Origin of the sequence: Natronomonas moolapensis 8.8.11, assembly GCF_000591055.1 — an archaeon.
Lineage (GTDB): Archaea > Halobacteriota > Halobacteria > Halobacteriales > Haloarculaceae > Natronomonas > Natronomonas moolapensis.
Genome location: NC_020388.1, coordinates 114025 through 130555, shown reverse-complemented (window position 1 = coordinate 130555; position 16531 = coordinate 114025). Strand labels below are relative to the sequence as shown.

The following is a 16531-nucleotide window of genomic DNA, read 5'->3' as shown; positions in this document are numbered from 1 at the left end:
GCGGCTCCAATCGACGGTCTCAGCCGTCGAGCAGGCCGAGCTCCTCGAGCCGGGAGACGATCTTGTCGACCGCCTTCTTCGCGTCGTCGGGTTCCTTGCCGCCGGTGATAACGAGCTTCCCCGAGCCGAAGAGCAACGCGACCACGTCGGGATCGTCGAGGCGATAGACGAGACCCGGGAACTGCTCGGGCTCGTACTCGATGTTCTCCAGGCCGAGACCGATCGCAATGGCGTTGAGGTTGAGATTGCGGCCCAGGTCCGCCGAGGTCACGATGTTTTGGACGACGATCTCGGGGTCCTCGTCCACCTGAATCTCCAGGTCGCGAAGCTTGTCGAAGACGATCCGCAGCGACTCGTGGACGTCGTCGGTGGACTTCGCGCCGGTACAGACGATCTTGCCGGAGCGAAAGATGAGGGCAGCCGATTTGGGTTCCTGCGTCCGGTAGACGAGCCCCGGGAACTGCTCTGGGTCGTAGTCCGCGCCTTCGAGATCCATCGCGACGCTCTGTAGGTCGAGCTCCTGGCCGATACCCGTCGAGGCGACGACGTTCTCGATATTTATAGTCTCCTTTGGGTCCTGCATGACTCGACTTAAAACACGTATTTAAGGTTTATAAATGTGGGTGGTCGTTCGGCCGCCGGTCGTGCGGACGGGCGTCCGGGCGGCCCACTGGCCGGTTTCGGCCCCGCTTCGGCCTCTGTTCCGACCGAACCTGTTTTGCCGTCGGCTCCGGAACGTCCGGTGTGAACGCAGTCGAGGCGTGGGAACGGACCCTCGAGGCGGCCGGCGAGCTCACGAGCGAGGCCGCCGACACGATCATCGATACCCACGGGGACCGGGGCGTCACCGCCATCGAGGCCGTCGGCGAACGGCGAGTGAAACAGTACCGCGATTTCACCGTCGTCGTCGGCCACTCCGAGGAGTACGTCGTCGAGGGCAACGCCTGCCGGTGTGCGGACAGCCGATACAACCTCGACCCCGACGACCCCGAACAGCTCTGTTGGCACGTCGTCGCGGCGAAGGTCGCCCGGCGAATCGACGCCGTCGACCACCACGATATGTGGTACTCCGAGGTGCGGGAGTTCTTGTAGGCGGGCGTCGTATCCGCACGCGATGGATCACGACCGCGTCCACGCCCGACAGCCCACACACGACGTCGAGCGATGGTCGGAGGGCACCGTCGAATCGGTCGGGACGCGCGACGGCCACCGCGTCGTCACGGTTCGAACCGAGAGCGGCGAAACGACCGATCTCGTGGTCACGTTCGCCGTGTACGACCTGTTCGTCGGTCGTCTGGACGTCGAGGCGGGGACCTCGCCGGTCGGCGAACGAGTCTGGTATCGAAAACGCGGCGAGTGAGCGCGACGCGTCCGGCAGTGGACGGGTCGGGCGCGGTCGCTCGTGTCGATCCCCCGCATCGATCGCCCGTGTCGATCCCCCGCATCGATCGCTCGTGGCGGTTCCGGACGATTTCCGGCCGCTGCCAGCAGCAGTATTAACTGACTATACGCCATACGCAGTATCGTTCGGGTTCACATCATGAGCAAGACCACACAGCCGGGGTCGGAACCGCCAGCGGATCCCGCCGACGACCCGCGGAGCAACTACGACTACCGGAGTTCGGATATCGAGGAGCCGGAGCTCGTCGACGACTTGGAAGCCATCGTCGACGGGGATGTCCGATTCGATACCTACAGCCGGAACCTCTATGCGACGGACGCGAGCGCGTATCACCAGTTGCCCATCGGGGTTGTCATCCCGACGTCCGTCGGGGACGTCAGGGCGGTCATGGAGTACTGCGCCGAGCACTCGATTCCGGTCCTCCCCCGCGGTGGCGGGACGAGCCTCGCCGGCCAGACGGTCAACGAGGCGGTCGTGTTGGACTTCAAAAAGCAACTTGACGGGGTCATAGAGGTCGACCCCGAGGCCGAAACGGTCACCGCACAGCCGGGGATCACGCTCGCGCGGTTGAACAACCACCTCTCCGAGCACGGCCTCAAGTATGCGCCGGATCCCGCCTGGGGCGACAAGAGCGTGTTGGGCGGCTGCATCGGCAACAACACGACCGGCGCGCACTCGCTGAAATACGAGAAGGCCGACGGCTACGTCGAGGAGGTCGAGGTCGTCCTCGCCGACGGGACAGTGACGACGTTCGGCTGGATGGACGTCGAGAAGCTCCACGACCGGGCCGACTCGGTCGACGAGGACTCGGGGATCGAAGAGCGCGTCTACGCGGTCGTCTCGGACATCCTCCGGAACAAGACCGACGAGATCGAGGCGCGCTACCCCGACCTGACGCGCAACGTCTCCGGCTACAACTTCGACAAACTGCTTCAGGACGTCGAGGCCCGCGGCGAGGTCAACGTCGGTCGGCTGTTGGCCGGCAGCGAGGGCACGCTGGGAATCATCACCGAAGCGACTGTCTCCCTGGAGCCGATCCCCGAAGAGACGTCGGTGGTGTTGCTCACCTACGACGACGTCATCTCCGCGATGCGCGACGTCGCCCCCATCCTCGAACACGACCCCGCGGCCGTCGAGGTGATGGACGACGTCCTCCTCGACCTCGCCCGCGACACCGCGGAGTTCTCGAAACTGGTCGGGACGCTCCCCGAGGGCACCGACTCGACGCTCTTAGTCGAGTTCTACGCCGACTCGGTCGAGGACGGCAAACGGAAGATCGCGGACCTCCTGGCCGACCGGCTGCCGGGCTACGAGGCGGCCGGCGACCCCTCCGACGACGGCACCCACACCGGCGACGCGGTCCAGGCCGTCGACGCCCTCGAGGCCTACGACGACGACCGGAAGGCGAAGTTCTGGAAGATGCGCAAATCGGGTCTCCCGATCCTCCTGTCGCGGACCGGCGACGAGAAACACTGGCCGTTCGTCGAGGACACCGCCGTCCCCGCCGAGAACCTCCCCGAGTACGTCGCCGACATCCAGGAGCTCTTCGACGAGTACGATACCTTCGCCTCTTATTACGCCCACGCCGGTCCGGGGGTGTTGCACATCCGACCGCTGTTGGACCTCAAGGCCGACGACGGCGTCGAGCGGATGCTCGAAATCTCCGACGCGATCACCGACCTCGTCATCGAGTACGGCGGCTCCGTCTCCGGCGAGCACGGCGACGGACGGGCGCGGACGACGTGGAACAAGAAGCTCTACGGCGAGGAGATCTGGCAGTCCTTCGAGGACCTCAAGGCCGCCTTCGACCCGCAGGGGCTTTTGAACCCCGGCAACGTCAGCGGCGACTTCGACCCGACGGAGAACCTCCGGTACGACACCGACTACGAGTTCGACGCGGGCTTTACCCCCGAGCTGAACTGGGACAACGAGAACGGCTTCCAGGGGATGACCGAACTCTGTCACGGCTGCGCCGGCTGTACGGGCCACCAGGACACGACCGGGTCCGTGATGTGTCCGACCTACCGGGCGACCGAGAACGAGGAGATCACGACGACTCGTGGCCGGGCGAACATGCTCCGACGTGCGATGAGCGGCGACCTCCCGGAGGACGTCTTCTCGGACGAGTTCATCCACGAGGTGATGGACCTCTGTATCGGCTGTAAGGGCTGCAAGCGTGACTGCCCGAGTGGCGTCGACATGGCGAAGCTCAAAACCGAAGTCAAACACGAATACCACCAACGCGAGGGCATTCCCTTCCGCGATAGGCTCTTCGCAAACGTCGAGACGCTGTATCGTCTCGGCAGTACGTTCGCGCCGCTGTCGAACGTCGCGACGAGCCTACCGGGATCGGGGATACTCACCGAGAAAGTCCTCGGGATCGCCCGCGAACGCGACCTGCCGAACTTCAAGCGGAACACGCTGAAAAAGTGGGACGCGAACCGGACGCCAGCGGTTTCCGAGAGCGAGGCCGACCGGAAGGCGCTCGTCATCGCCGACCCCTACACCAACTACACCCAACCCGAGGTCGGCAAGGCGGCCGTCCGGACCCTCGAAGCCGCCGGCGTCCACGTCGAGATTCCCGACGACGTGACCGACAGCGGCCGGCCGGCCCACTCGAAGTGCATGCTCGACGAGTCCCGGGCGACTGCGCAGGCGAACGTCGACGCCTTGGCCCCCCGGGTCGAAGACGGCTGGGACGTGGTCAGCGTCGAACCCTCAGATTCGGTCATGTACCAGAACGACTACCTCGATTTGCTCTCCGGGCCCGACGTCGAGGCAGTCGCCGAAAACGCCTACAGTGTGATGCAGTACATCGACACGTTCCGGCTCGACGAGGCCCTCGAGACGGCGACCGACGGGACGATCTCGTATCACGGCCACTGCCACCAGACGGCGTCGAGCCGAGACCACCACGCCGTCGGCGTGCTCCGGCGGGCGGGCTATGACGTCGACGTCCTCGATACGACCTGCTGTGGGATGGCCGGCTCCTTCGGCTACGAGGCCGAACACTACTCGATGAGCCAGGCGATCGGCCGGCTGCTGTTCGATGCGGTCGAGGAGTCACCGGCCGATGAGGTCACCGCCCCCGGTACCTCGTGTCGTTCCCAGCTTGCGGGCACCGATCGGGTCGACGGCAAACCCCCACACCCGATCGAGAAGCTCGACGCGGCGCTGCAGTAATCGGTTCCGCCGGACGGCACTCGATATCGAGTGGTCTTCAGAAGAAACGAGACCACCCGGGCGCTACGACTCCGGCGAGAGGTTCGAGAGCATCCCCGCGATGGCGGCGAGTTGTGCGCTCGTCTCCCCGGCGCTGTCCTCGTTGTCGAGATGATACACTGGCATAGTGCCCTGCAGCGAGTAGCTGAACGCGGCCGCGTTCTGGAGTTGCTTGTGGAACCCCACGGACTCGCTGAAGTGCTCGTAGCCGCGCTCGCTCCGCTCGCGGCGCTCCCGGATGGTCTCGGTGGCGGCGTCGACGACGACGAGCGCCGAGGGGTCGATCTCCGCGAGCATCTCCCCGGTCATCCCCGGAACGTACCCAAGCGGTGTCTCCACGACCAGATGGGTGTTGATCAGCAACGACCCCGAATCCGACTCGCGGCCGATATGCTCGGCCGCCCGCCGCTGGAGCGCCCGCTGGTCGCGTATTCGGAGCCGAGAGAGTTCCTCGCGGCTGCTCGCGAGTCCGTGTTCGAGCGCCTCCTGTAGCATGATGTCCCCGACGTTGAGGAGCGTGTACTCCCCGTCGAGTTCGCGCCGCGCCCCCTCACAGACCCGCGAGGCGCCGACGCCCGGTACCCCGCTCACGAGGACGTTCTCGGACATCAAAAGGACACCTCGTCGACGTCGATCCCGGCGTTCGATCCCCGGTCGTCGTAGAACCGACGACCGACGTACCCGCTGCCGATCGATCCGATGATCGTATCGTAGAGGTCGTCGGCCGAGTGGAACTCCTCGGAACTCGTCCGATCCAACACGTCCCCGACCGTCTCCGGATCGTCGGTCAGGCCATCTATCTCGACGTCCCCGATGGTATCGAGTACGGTCTCGCGCTCGACCGGGAACGTGAACTCGCTAACGAAACGGTCCCTGGCGTCTGATAGTCTCATAGTTTGTCTGGATGGGTGTTTGCGACGGCCGACCGACGGCGTTCCCCACGGGAGTTGCCGGCGGCTGTCCGATGACCGTTCGACCGCGTGTGGGTTCGCATCACCCCTCACACGAGACGTAGTGTATGTAATGATCAATAATGGTGTCGGTTCCTACCGGGGGCGGATCGGCGGTCCCGCCGTGCGCTTCGACGCGTTCGCCCCGCGACGAAACGGACCTGCCGGCACGAAGCCTTACTGCGGGACGACCGAGATCGTCCGCCCGTGGTCGATCGCGTCCTCCAGTTCCTCGGCGATGGCCGATCCCCGCGAGACCTGGATCTCCCCACCGCGGGAGACCGTCGCGGTAAAGAGGTACTCGTCGTCCGATCTGATCTCGACGGTCTCGCCGTGGTGGTCCCCCAGCGGGATGACGACGTGGCGGTTCGTGATCTCGGGCGTGACGATCTCGCCCGCGGTCGCGGCGCCGGCTCCCGGGCTGCCCGCCGAACCCGTTCGGCTCCCGTCGGGCCGCTCGGAGAGACTCCGCACGTCGACGTCGATGCCGAGTCGGTCCTCGATCCCGCTGATCCGGCCGCCACCCTTGCCGATCACGTAGGAGATGTCGTCGTCCTCGACCCAGACGACCGCAGTGTTGGATCCCTGGAGTTCGACCTCGACGTGGCCGTGGGCCACCGAACGAATCTCGCGTTCGATTTCCTGTTTGGCGACGCGCTCGACACCGGTCTCGCCGCCGTCCTCCGCGCCGTCGAGGGGGACGGTGACGACCTGGCGGTTGAACGTGTAGATCTCGTAGGCCGGCGTGCCCGTCTCGAAGTCCTCGATGACGATGACCGGGCGGGCCAGGTCCTCCTCGACGAGGCCGTGTGGCACCTTCACCTCGGTCGTCACGTCGTAGACGGTGTCGACCTCGCCGGCCTCGATATAGACGACGGTGTCGACGATCTGCGGAATCATCCCCAACTCGACGCGACCGACGAGCCGCTGGAGGGCGTCGATGGCCCGCGTCGCGTGGACGACGCCGATCATCCCGACGCCCGCGAGCCGCATGTCGGCGAACGTCTCGAAGTCCGAGGTCTTTCTGACCTCGTCGTAGATCGTGTAGTCGGGCCGGACCATGAGCAGCGAGTCGGCGGTGTTCTCCATCGAGCCGTCCAGCTCGGTGTACTGGGTGATCTCGGGGCCGACCTGGAGGTCCCGCGGTTTCTCCATCGTCTTGACGACGAACCCCGAGTCGTCGAGGAACGCCGCGACGGCCTGGGCGAACGTCGACTTCCCCGCGCCCGGCGCGCCGGAGATGAGGACGCCCCGCTGTCGCTCGGTGAACCGATCCCGGAGGGCGTCGGCCTTCGCGTAGTCGTCGAGGTCGGTCTTGACGATCGGCCGGACGGCCGTCACCTCGATGCCGTCGGCGAATGGCGGTTCGGCGACGGCGATCCGCATATCGGCGATCTGGACGATCGTCATCCCGTCCCCCGATAGCTCGACGAACCCGTCGCTCACCGAGCGAGCGGTGTTGACGACGTTCTCGGCGATAGCACGCATCTCAGATTCGGTCAGGACGCCCTCGTCGATCGGCTCGTAGGCCATCTCGCCGATCGTGCCGCGTTTGGCCATCGGCCGGACGCCGGTCTTGAGGTGGACCGACATCGTCGACTCGTCGAGGTACTCCTCGATGGCGAGATCGGGCGTCTCCTCGACCTGCGGTTCGACGTACTCGACGGCGACGCCCTTCGCCCTCGCGACCTCGCTTTGGACGACGTCGCTCGTCAGAAGCGTCGCGTCGTGCCGTTCGGCCAGATCGCGGATCAGCGCGTCGATCTCACCCTCTCCGGCGTCGCGTTTTTCGATGGCGTCCGGGCGGCGGCCGACGTACTCGAGTGCGAGCCGACTCTCGTCGGCGAGTTCGGCCAGCCGCTGGAGCTCCTCCAGTCCGGCCCACCCGCTGTCGCGGCCGTCGTTGGCCTGGGCCTCGAGTTCCCCGACGACCGCCTCGGGAACGTACACCGTGTCGAGGTCGCCGTCTCCGGCGCGCTCGGACACGCGGCCGTCGATGACCGCGCTCGTGTCCGGCAGCATATCCATACCGCAAATCGGTCCCGAACGGGTATAAATACCGTGATGCGGCGGCTCCGGCGGGGCGGCGGCCGTCCCGAAGACGGCCCCCCGCCTGTGCCCTCGCCGACCGCCCCCGATCCGTGGCTTCTTGTCTGCCGCGACCCGTTATGCGCATATGTCGCAACCTGACGACGCCGATCCGGAGGCCGCCCCGACGCCGGCGGCGTACGACGACCTCCTCGAACGCTACGGCCGGGCGACGTATCTGGGCGACGCGAACGCGGTGTTGAGTTGGGATCAGGAGGTGATGATGCCCGAGGGGGGCACGCCGGCCCGATCGAAACAGCGGGGGGCGGTCTCGGCGGTCGCACACGACGTCCTCGTCGACGACGAGACGGCCGAGTTGCTCGAAGAACTCGAGAGGGCGGACCTGCCCGCCCCGAAGGCGGCCGCCGTCCGCGAGATCCGCCGCGAGCACGAGCGCAACGCCCGGGTGCCGACCGACCTCGTCGAGGAGATCTCGACGGCGACCTCGGAGGCCCATCCGGTCTGGCAGGAGGCCAAGGAGACGGACGACTTCGACGCCTTCGCGCCGACGCTCGAGCGTCTGCTCGACCTCAAGCGCCGCTACGCCGGGCACGTCGCCCCCGACGCCGACCCCTACGCGACGCTGTTTGCGGACTACGAGCCGTGTCTCGACCTCTCGACGGCCGAAGACGTCCTCGAGGAGCTCCGCGAGGGGCTGGTCCCGCTGATCGAGGCGATCGGCGAGTCCGGCGCGGAGCCGTACGCCCTCGACGGCACGTTCCCCGAGTCGGATCAACTCGCGGTGACTCGCGAAGCACTCGAGACGCTCGGCTACGACTTCGAGCGCGGCCGCCTCGACACCGCCCCGCACCCCTTCTCGACGGGGACGCAGTTCGACGCCCGCGTCACCACCCGCTTCGACGAGTCCGAACCGCTTGACTCGTTGGCCTCGACGATCCACGAGTTCGGCCACGCGAACTACACGCTCGGGCTCCCGCGGGGGGCGTATGGCTCCCCGCTCGGCGAGCACCGCGGGCTCTCGGTCCACGAGTCCCAATCGCGGCTCTTCGAGAATCACGTCGGCCGCTCGGAGCCGTTCTGGGCGCTGTTCGTCGATCGGTTCAACGACCACCACGGCACCGACCTCACCGAGCGGCAGGCCTACGAGGCCGCAAACCGGGTCTACGACGACAACCTCGTTCGGGTCGAGGCCGACGAGTTGACGTATCACCTCCACATCGTGTTGCGCTTCGAGATCGAACGCGACCTCGTGGCGGGCGATCTCGACGTCGCGGAGGTCCCCGCCGTCTGGAACGACCGGATGGAGGAGTACCTCGGTGTCCGCCCCGAGGCCGACGCCGAAGGCTGTCTACAGGACATCCACTGGAGCCACGGCTCCTTCGGCTACTTCCCGACGTACTCTCTGGGCAGCGTCCTCGCCGCCCAACTGTACGCCGCCGCCGAGGCGGACCTCGACGACCTCGAGGGACAGATCGCCGCCGGGGAGTTCGACGCGCTTCGGGAGTGGCTCGCCGAGAACGTCCACGAACACGGCCGCCGCTACACCACCGACGAGCTGGTCGAGCAGGCGACGGGCGAACCGCTCACCGCGGAGTACTTCCTCGAGTACGCCGAAGAAAAGTTCGGCGAACTGTACGAGTTAGACCGGTGAGAGAGGGGCGGACATCGAGGTATTCACTGTCGGCAGAATCCCACGCGAGTCAGATCCGTCCGACCCCGTTGAAAATCGCAATCGGTGACGGATTTAAATAGCCGTGCCGAATACAGGGCGCGTATCGGTCACAAAACGCCTGTCTCGATCTCATCGAGGTCAGCAAGGTCAGGGTCTCCAAAATAGAGCTCACTACAGTCGTCGTGGACGACGGCAGTCGCGACGTGTATCGCATCCGCGTACGATAGTTCTCGTTCTCCCGGTTCGTAATACTTGAAGCGAAGTTCTGCGGCGTACTCCGCAATGTCGTCGATTAGCGGCATACTCTCGATGTATTCGAACTCCCGAATCGCACGAACCGCTTCTTTGGCGGTTTCGCGGTCTTCGACGACGCGGACTCGATACGAGACTTCAGCGATGATCGTCGGCGCGATAAGGCCACCTTCCTCAGCAGTATTGGCTTGTTCGATGAGTGATTCCGCTTCGTCTTCTTTGTCGCCACTGAAGATGAACTCAAGCCATACCCACGAGTCGAGAAAGATCACGTGTCGTTCCCATCGATATGTGGACTCCACGCCGTTTTCGACTCTCGCTGCATCTTCTCGATGTCTACCTCGTGTTCGGCGAGGCGCTCTTTGACAGTACGAAGTCGCTGTAGTGCTGGTTCCTTCGGTTGTACACGAATCGTTCCGTCCTCTTCGATGATGAACTCGATTTCCGTGCCCGCGGTAAGCCCGAGCTCGTCTCGAATTCGTTTTGGAATCGTGACTTGCCCTTTGCTCGTGATCGTTGCGTCGTCTGAGACAGACATCTCTTACATTTCATCGTCTCTCCTTACTATTAAAATCACGTATTACTTTACAAAGCGTGTCATACCGGTGGACGAAATCGAATAACACCGACTCACGGGTGATCCGCCGTTCGACGGAGCAAACGGCGTGCGCCTCGTGCGTCGTGTGTACATTGGTTTGTCCGTCAGTATCAGCCCGGGTCGGAGCGATTCGTCGCCGTACCGAACCGATGGACACCCCCGACAGCGTCGAAGTCGTCGTCCCCGCCGCCGGAACGCATCCCTTTTCGGCCTCGGCTATCGAACGGTGCGTATGGAGGTCACGGAGGGAGCCGTCACGATCGAGGTCCCCGAGGAGCGCCACGGCGCGAGCGAAGGGTCGGGCAGCGGCGTCTTTTATAATCCCGTCCAGGAGCTGAACCGCGACGTCACGGCGGCCGTCCTCCGGGTCGTCGACGACGAGTGCGATTCTTACCTCGACGCGATGACCGCCAGCGGCGTCCGGGCGGTGCGGGCCGCCGAGGCGGGCTACGCGGCGACCGGCTGTGACATCGACGAGGCGGCTGTCGATCTCGCCCGGTCGAACCTCGAGCGGAACGGCCTCTCGGGGACGATCCACCACCGCAACGTCAACGCCCACATGCACGAGCACGGCCACGACGTCGTGGACCTCGACCCCTTCGGGACGCCGATCCCCTTCGCCGACGCGGCGTTCCGCAGCGCCCGCGAGTACGTCTGCGTGACCGCGACCGACACCGCGCCCCTGTGTGGCGCCCACTTCGAGAGCGGGGTCAGAAGCTACGGCGCGGTCCCGCGGAACACGGAGTTCCACCCCGAGATGGGGCTTCGAGTGTTGCTGTCGGCGCTCGTCCGGACGGCCGCCCGCTACGACCTCGCCGCGACGCCCGTGTTGAGCCACGTCTCGAGCCACTACGTCCGGACGTATCTCCGTCTCGACGGCGGCGCGCGCGCCGCCGACGAGTTGTTCGGGGAACTCGGCTACGTCGACCACTGCCAGCGGTGTCTGTGGCGCGCCCACGAGCGGACCCTCGTCGCCGACCCGACCGCGGCCTGCCCCGAGTGCGGGCAGTCGACGTGGACGGCCGGGCCGATCTGGCTCGGCCCCGCCCACGACGTCGCCTTCGTCGAGCGCGTCGGCGAGGCGGTGCCCGAGTCGTTCGGGACGGCCTCGGCGGCCCGCGACCTGCTCGGGACGGTCGCCGGGGAGCTCCACCGTCCGACCCACTACGACCAACACCGCCTCTACAAGCGGTGGGGCGAGCCGAACACCGCGATGGACGAGTTTCTGGGGGCGCTCAGGGAGGCGGGACACGAGGCCTCCCGGACGCACTACGGCGGGACGACGTTCAAAACGGACGCCGGAGTCGCGGAGATCCGCGAAGCGGTGTTGTGACCGCGCCGGACGTCGCTACGCTCCCGGGAGCGCGGAATCGGTCCCTCGGAATCGCCCGTACGCGCGACCCGGATTTATATATTGATCGACCCTACCTCCGGCGTGTCAGTCCCACTCCCGCCGGAGACCGTCCTCGTGGTCGTCGCCGTCGTCGTCGCCGCCGGCGCGGTCAACGGGATCGCCGGCTTCGGATTCGCCGTCGTCGGGACGATGGCGCTCGCGTCCGTGTTCGCTCCCGCGGCCGCGGTCGTGTTCATGATCGTCCCGATCCTCGTGGTGAACCTCTCGTTGCTCGCCGAGCTCTCCGCCGAGGATCTACGGAGTTGTGGGCGGCGATTCGCGCCGTTGGTGCTCGCGGCGACTGTCGGGACGGTCGTCGGGATGGCCGTCCTCGATCGGCTGCCCGAGGCGCCGCTCCGAATCGGCCTCGGGGTCGTCACCCTCGCGTTCGTCGCCTCGGCCCAGCGGTTCCTCGAGATCCCCGGCCTCGAACGAGCGAGGGCGGGCTGTTTCGTCGAGTCGACGCCCGCGATGGCCGGCGTCGGGGCGGCCTCGGGGCTGCTGTTCGGCGCGACGAACGTGGGCGTCCAACTCGTCGCGTACGTCCGAAGCTGTGGTCTCCGGCACGGCCTCTTCGTCGGCGTCATCGCCTTGGTGTTCGTCGGGATCAACGGGCTTCGCGTCGGCGCGGCGGCCGCGCTGGGGCTCTACCCGGACGCGGCCGTCGCCGTCGGGTCGGCGCTGGCCGCCCTCCCGGCGCTCGTCGGCGTCGCCGTCGGAAAACGGCTCCGCGGGCGGCTCACCGAGCGGGCCAGGCGGGCCGTGGTGTTGGGCCTTCTGAGCGTCGTCGGCGTTCGGCTGCTGGCCGGTGGACTCGGCGTGCTCTAGGCGCCGTTGGGGGGCGATTCCACCCCGGAGCGGTCCGACCCCGCTCGAAACCGAACCGCCTAACACGGCGAGGGAAGTACCGCGACCGTGGATCGAAACGACCGATCGATCGTCGGCTTTCTCATGGCCGGTCACGCGATGGTTCACGTCTACGAGCTGTCGATCCCTATTTTCATGACGGTCTGGCTGCTCGAGTTCTCGACGACGGCGGCGCTTTTGGGGACGGTCGTCTCGGTCGGCTACGGCCTCTTCGGCGTCGGCGCGCTCCCGGGCGGGCTGCTCGTCGACCGGTACGGCTCCCGGACGCTCGTCGTCGCCTGCCTCGCCGGTATGGGAGTGTCGTTTCTCCTCTTGAGCGCCGCGCCCGGTGTCGTCGGGATCGCCGCCGCGCTCGGGCTGTGGGGCCTCAGCGCGAGCGTCTACCATCCCGCCGGCCTGACGCTCATCAGCAACGGGGTCGCCGAGCGCGGGCGAGGGTTCGCCTACCACGGGATGGCCGGCAACGCCGGTATCGCGGGGGGACCGCTCGCGGCCGCGATGCTGCTCGTGGCGCTCGAGTGGCAGACGGTGGCGATACTCCTGGCCGTGCCGGCGCTCGTGGCCGCGATCGCCGGGCTCCGGATCGACTTCGATCCTCGGGCAGCGGTCGACGCCGGGGCGGGCGGGAGCGACGGTCTCGCGGCGGCCGATGGCGACGGCGACGGCAACGACACGCCAAACCGGAGGACTCCGGACTCCCTCACCGGCGTCGTCGCCGAGAGCCGGGCGCTTTTCACCGCGGGGTTCGCACTGGTGTTCGTCATCGTCTCGTTGGACGGGCTCTACTACCGCGGCGTATTGACGTTCCTGCCCGGCCTGCTCGGGGACTTCCTGACCGCGGCAGTCGGAGACGTCCGGCCGGGGATCTTCGCCCCCGACAGCCCACTGGCCGAGGAGTTCGACCTCGCGGGCTATCTGTACGCCGGGTTGCTCACCGTCGGGATCGGCGGGCAGTACGTCGGCGGGCGACTCACCGAGCGGGTCGAGCCCGATCGGGGGCTGATTCTCGTCCTGTCGGCGCTCGCGACCATCGCCGTCGCCTTCGTCCCCGCGGCCCGACTCGGGGTGGGCGGCCTGCTCGCGGCGAGCGTCGTGCTCGGGTTCACGCTCTTTTCGATCCAGCCGCTCACGCAGGCGACGATCGCGAAGTACTCGGTGCCCGGCTCCCGGGGGCTGTCGTTCGGCTACACCTACCTCGCCATCTTCGGCGTCGGTGCGCTCGGGGCCGCCGTATCGGGCACTGTTCTCACGTACACCTCGGCGTCGGTCATGTTCCTCGTCCTCGCCGGCTTCGCCGGGGTCGCCGCGGTGTTGGCCCTTGTGTTGGTCGTGTGGGCGTGATTGCGGTCCCGGTTCGGGCGACAATGCGGCGTAAGTATTTAATCACGACGGCCGAAATATCGACCCGTGGCCCCCGAGATCCGTGTTCTGCAGGTCGACGACGACGACGTCTTCCGTGAGCGTTCGGCGGCGGCCCTCGAAGACGCCGGGCTCGATGTCGTCGCTGCCACCGACGCGACGGCCGGACTCGAGCGTCTCGACGCCGGGATCGACTGCGTCGTAACGGAGTACGACCTGCCCGGACACGACGGGTTGGGGTTCTTCCATGCGGTACGGGACCGACATCCCGACCTCCCCGTCGTCCTCCTCACCGGGCGGGGCGACGAGGCGGTCGCGAGCGAGGCGATCGGGGCCGGCGTGGCAGACTACCTCCGGAAGGGCGCCGTCGAGGGCCGCTTCGAGGCGCTCGTCGACAGCATCGACGGGGCCATAGCCGAGCGGCGCGAGGCGGCGGGCATGGGCGAGAGCGAACGAATGCTCTCGACGCTCGTCTCGAACCTCCCGGGAATCGCCTACCGGTGTCGGAACGCCGAGCCGTGGCCGATGGAGTACCTCGGCGGCAACGTCGAGGAGATCACCGGCTACGCGGCCAGTGACTTTCTCGAGGGCGACATCCAGTGGGCGGAGCTCATCGACCGTCCGGACAACGAAACGCTGTGGGCCGACGTCCAGGCGGCCCTCGACGCCGGCGACCCCTTCGAGGTCACGTATCGCATCGTCGATGCGTCCGGCGAGCGCCGGTGGCTCCGAGAGCAGGGACGGCGGGTCGAACGGAGCGGGTCGGACGACGACCGGGCGACGATCGAGGGGTTTATTTCCGAAGTCACCGCGGAACGACAGCGCGAACGGGCGATCGCCGAGTACGACCGGCTCGTCGACGCCGTCGGCGACCCGGTGTACACGACCGATCCCGAGGGCCGCTTCACCACAGTCAACGCCCGCATGGAGGAGCGACTCGGCTACGACGCCGACGAGCTCGTCGGCGAGCACGTCTCGACGGTACTGGAACCGGAGGATATCGACCGGGGGGCCGACGTCGTCCGGCGGCTACTCGACGACGACGAGCGCTCGAGTACCACCTACGACATCGCGATCCGGGCCGCCGACGGCGAGCGCCTCGAGCTCGAAAACCACACCGTCTTGCTCACCGTCGACGGCGAGTTCTACGGCACCGTCGGCGTGCTACGGGACACGACGAACCGTCCGACAGCGCGGCTCAGGCGCCTCCACGACGCGACACGGGAGCTGATCGCCGAAACCGACCCGACCCGGATCGCCGAGTTGACCACGCGGGCGGCCCGCGACGTTCTCGACATCCCGGCGTCGTCGGTTCGGCTCGTCGAGGGCGACACCCTCGAGTTGGTCGCCGACGTGACCGATACGGAGTTCACGGACGCCGACGGCGGGGAGCGCGTCTGCCTGTCGGGTCAGGGGAGCCGTTCGATCGACGGGACGGTCCCCGGACGCGTGTTCGACGGGAGCGAACGGTACGTGGTCTCGGGCGAGGACCCCGAGGGGTGGCTCGCCGACGCCCCCTTCGACTCGGGGGCGTGTCTGCCGCTCGGCGACCACGGCGTCTTCGCCGTCGGAGCCCGCGAATCGGACGCCTTCGAGGAGACGGACATTCAACTGGCGACCGTGCTCGCGGCGAACGCCGAGGCCGCACTCGACCGGGCGCGGAAGGGAGCCGAACTCCGCCGCGAGCGCGACGACTTCGCCGCGCTCTTCGAGAACATCCCCGACCCGACTGCGGAGGTGGTCATGCGCGACACCGAGCCGATCGTCAAACGCGTCAACCCGGCCTTCGAGACGACGTTCGGCCACCGGACGGCGGACATCGCCGGCGAGAACCTCGACGATTACGTCGTCCCCGACGGCGCCGAAGCGGACGTCGAGGCGCACAACCGGCGGCTCCAGCGCGGGCTGTCGCTGCACGACGAGGTCCGCCGGGTAACGGTCGACGGCATCCGGGATTTCATCATCCACATCGTCCCCCACGACGTCGACGAGGAGACGGCGAGGGGGTACGCGATCTACACCGACATCACCGACAGAAAGCGCCGCGAGCGCGAACTCGAGCGGCAAAACGAGCGCCTCGACGAGTTCGCGAGCGTCGTCAGCCACGACCTCCGGAACCCCCTGGGCGTCGCCCGCGGCCACCTCGAACTCGCCCGAGCCGCCGAGGGCGAAGAGCGGACGGCGCACTTCGATTCGATCGAGGACGCCCACGAGCGGATGGGTGACCTCATACAGCGGCTGTTGGCGTTCGCACGGCAGGGCGAGCCCGCGACGACCCCCGCCGAGGTGTCGCTCGACTCGGCCGCACGGGACGCCTGGGAGACGGTCGAGACGGGGTCGCTGTCGCTCGTCGTCGACGGCAACACCGAGGTGACGGCGGACCCCGACCGCCTCAGACAGCTCCTCGAGAACCTCTTCCGGAACAGCGTAGAACACGGTTCCACGGATAGGCGGGTACACGCCGGCGACGCCGCCGAACACACCGACACCGCGACCGAGATCGCGGTCGGCCCGCTCGACGAGGGCTTCTACGTCGCCGACGACGGCCCCGGGATCCCCGAGACCGAGCGCAAGGCCGTCCTCGACTCGGGGTACTCCGGCGGCGACGGGACCGGCTTCGGGCTGAGCATCGTCGAGACCATCGCGGACGCCCACGAGTGGGATCTTGACATCGTCGACAGCGAGGGCGGCGGCGCGCGCTTCGATTTCCGGGCGGGCGGTGAATCAGGTCGGCAGTGATACCAGATACGACCACTCATTAGGCTGC

The 16531-nt window shown here is 67.2% G+C and carries 14 protein-coding genes; 8 read left to right on the top strand and 6 right to left on the bottom strand.

The genetic code is table 11. The features are described from left to right. Window positions 1-19: 19 nt before the first annotated feature. Window positions 20-583 carry a TATA-box-binding protein gene (locus NMLP_RS00635; protein WP_015408186.1) on the bottom strand — a complete coding sequence of 188 codons (564 nt, stop codon included), beginning with the start codon at window positions 581-583 and terminating at the stop codon, window positions 20-22. A 161-nt stretch (window positions 584-744) separates the two neighbouring features. Here NMLP_RS00635 and NMLP_RS00630 point away from each other — a divergent pair, with 161 nt between their 5' ends. The 3 genes from NMLP_RS00630 (at window position 745) to NMLP_RS00620 (ending at window position 4585) form a co-directional block, all read left to right on the top strand. Continuing rightward, complete coding sequence (locus tag NMLP_RS00630) at window positions 745-1092, top strand: SWIM zinc finger domain protein (protein WP_015408185.1); 348 nt, start codon at window positions 745-747, stop codon at window positions 1090-1092. Window positions 1093-1114: 22 nt separating this feature from the next. After that, complete coding sequence (locus NMLP_RS00625) at window positions 1115-1360, top strand: DUF7861 family protein (protein WP_015408184.1); 246 nt, start codon at window positions 1115-1117, stop codon at window positions 1358-1360. Between the two features lie 180 nt (window positions 1361-1540). Next, window positions 1541-4585, top strand: coding sequence for an FAD-binding and (Fe-S)-binding domain-containing protein (locus NMLP_RS00620; RefSeq protein ID WP_015408183.1), 3045 nt, complete (start codon window positions 1541-1543; stop codon window positions 4583-4585). 63 nt (window positions 4586-4648) lie between these two features. Here the strand turns inward: NMLP_RS00620 and NMLP_RS00615 are convergent, their stop codons facing one another. From NMLP_RS00615 to NMLP_RS00605, 3 genes are all read right to left on the bottom strand, one after another. Further along, a complete protein-coding gene (locus tag NMLP_RS00615) occupies window positions 4649-5233 on the bottom strand; it encodes an AAA family ATPase (protein WP_015408182.1) in 585 nt (194 codons plus the stop codon). Continuing rightward, window positions 5233-5517: a DUF5789 family protein gene (locus NMLP_RS00610; protein ID WP_015408181.1), complete on the bottom strand. Its 285-nt coding sequence runs from the start codon at window positions 5515-5517 to the stop codon at window positions 5233-5235. The genes NMLP_RS00615 and NMLP_RS00610 overlap by 1 nt, the downstream gene beginning before the upstream one ends. 234 nt (window positions 5518-5751) lie before the next feature. Then, window positions 5752-7602 (bottom strand): PINc/VapC family ATPase, encoded by a 1851-nt coding sequence (locus NMLP_RS00605; RefSeq protein WP_015408180.1) that lies wholly within the window; start codon window positions 7600-7602, stop codon window positions 5752-5754. A 148-nt stretch (window positions 7603-7750) separates the two neighbouring features. Between NMLP_RS00605 and NMLP_RS00600 the strand changes: the two genes are divergently transcribed. Then, a complete protein-coding gene (locus tag NMLP_RS00600; RefSeq protein WP_015408179.1) occupies window positions 7751-9274 on the top strand; it encodes a carboxypeptidase M32 in 1524 nt (507 codons plus the stop codon). 128 nt (window positions 9275-9402) lie between these two features. Here NMLP_RS00600 and NMLP_RS00595 read toward each other — a convergent pair whose 3' ends face one another. Together NMLP_RS00595 and NMLP_RS00590 are read right to left on the bottom strand one after the other, a co-directional pair. Beyond that, window positions 9403-9819, bottom strand: coding sequence for a type II toxin-antitoxin system VapC family toxin (locus NMLP_RS00595; RefSeq protein ID WP_015408178.1), 417 nt, complete (start codon window positions 9817-9819; stop codon window positions 9403-9405). Next, window positions 9816-10085 carry an AbrB/MazE/SpoVT family DNA-binding domain-containing protein gene (locus NMLP_RS00590; protein WP_015408177.1) on the bottom strand — a complete coding sequence of 90 codons (270 nt, stop codon included), beginning with the start codon at window positions 10083-10085 and terminating at the stop codon, window positions 9816-9818. Before NMLP_RS00590 ends, NMLP_RS00595 begins: the two co-directional genes overlap by 4 nt. Before the next feature lie 292 nt (window positions 10086-10377). Between NMLP_RS00590 and NMLP_RS00585 the strand changes: the two genes are divergently transcribed. The 4 genes from NMLP_RS00585 (at window position 10378) to NMLP_RS00570 (ending at window position 16503) form a co-directional block, all read left to right on the top strand. Further along, window positions 10378-11478 carry a tRNA (guanine(26)-N(2))-dimethyltransferase gene (locus NMLP_RS00585; protein ID WP_015408176.1) on the top strand — a complete coding sequence of 367 codons (1101 nt, stop codon included), beginning with the start codon at window positions 10378-10380 and terminating at the stop codon, window positions 11476-11478. Between the two features lie 102 nt (window positions 11479-11580). After that, entirely contained in the window at window positions 11581-12366 is a 786-nt protein-coding gene (locus NMLP_RS00580; RefSeq protein WP_015408175.1) for a sulfite exporter TauE/SafE family protein, read from the top strand. 87 nt (window positions 12367-12453) lie between these two features. Beyond that, entirely contained in the window at window positions 12454-13746 is a 1293-nt protein-coding gene (locus NMLP_RS00575) for an MFS transporter (RefSeq protein WP_015408174.1), read from the top strand. 66 nt (window positions 13747-13812) lie between these two features. Next, a complete protein-coding gene (locus tag NMLP_RS00570; RefSeq protein WP_015408173.1) occupies window positions 13813-16503 on the top strand; it encodes a PAS domain S-box protein in 2691 nt (896 codons plus the stop codon). Window positions 16504-16531 lie beyond the last annotated feature (28 nt).

What these genes read in the sequence shown, in the direction of transcription:
- NMLP_RS00635 (WP_015408186.1), bottom strand. Translation starts at nt 583, where the DNA reads ATGCAGGACCCAAAGGAGACTATAAATATCGAGAACGTCGTCGCCTCG.
- NMLP_RS00625 (WP_015408184.1), top strand. Translation starts at nt 1,115, where the DNA reads ATGGATCACGACCGCGTCCACGCCCGACAGCCCACACACGACGTCGAG.
- NMLP_RS00620 (WP_015408183.1), top strand. Translation starts at nt 1,541, where the DNA reads ATGAGCAAGACCACACAGCCGGGGTCGGAACCGCCAGCGGATCCCGCC.
- NMLP_RS00615 (WP_015408182.1), bottom strand. Translation starts at nt 5,233, where the DNA reads ATGTCCGAGAACGTCCTCGTGAGCGGGGTACCGGGCGTCGGCGCCTCG.
- NMLP_RS00610 (WP_015408181.1), bottom strand. Translation starts at nt 5,517, where the DNA reads ATGAGACTATCAGACGCCAGGGACCGTTTCGTTAGCGAGTTCACGTTC.
- NMLP_RS00605 (WP_015408180.1), bottom strand. Translation starts at nt 7,602, where the DNA reads ATGGATATGCTGCCGGACACGAGCGCGGTCATCGACGGCCGCGTGTCC.
- NMLP_RS00600 (WP_015408179.1), top strand. Translation starts at nt 7,751, where the DNA reads ATGTCGCAACCTGACGACGCCGATCCGGAGGCCGCCCCGACGCCGGCG.
- NMLP_RS00590 (WP_015408177.1), bottom strand. Translation starts at nt 10,085, where the DNA reads ATGTCTGTCTCAGACGACGCAACGATCACGAGCAAAGGGCAAGTCACG.
- NMLP_RS00585 (WP_015408176.1), top strand. Translation starts at nt 10,378, where the DNA reads ATGGAGGTCACGGAGGGAGCCGTCACGATCGAGGTCCCCGAGGAGCGC.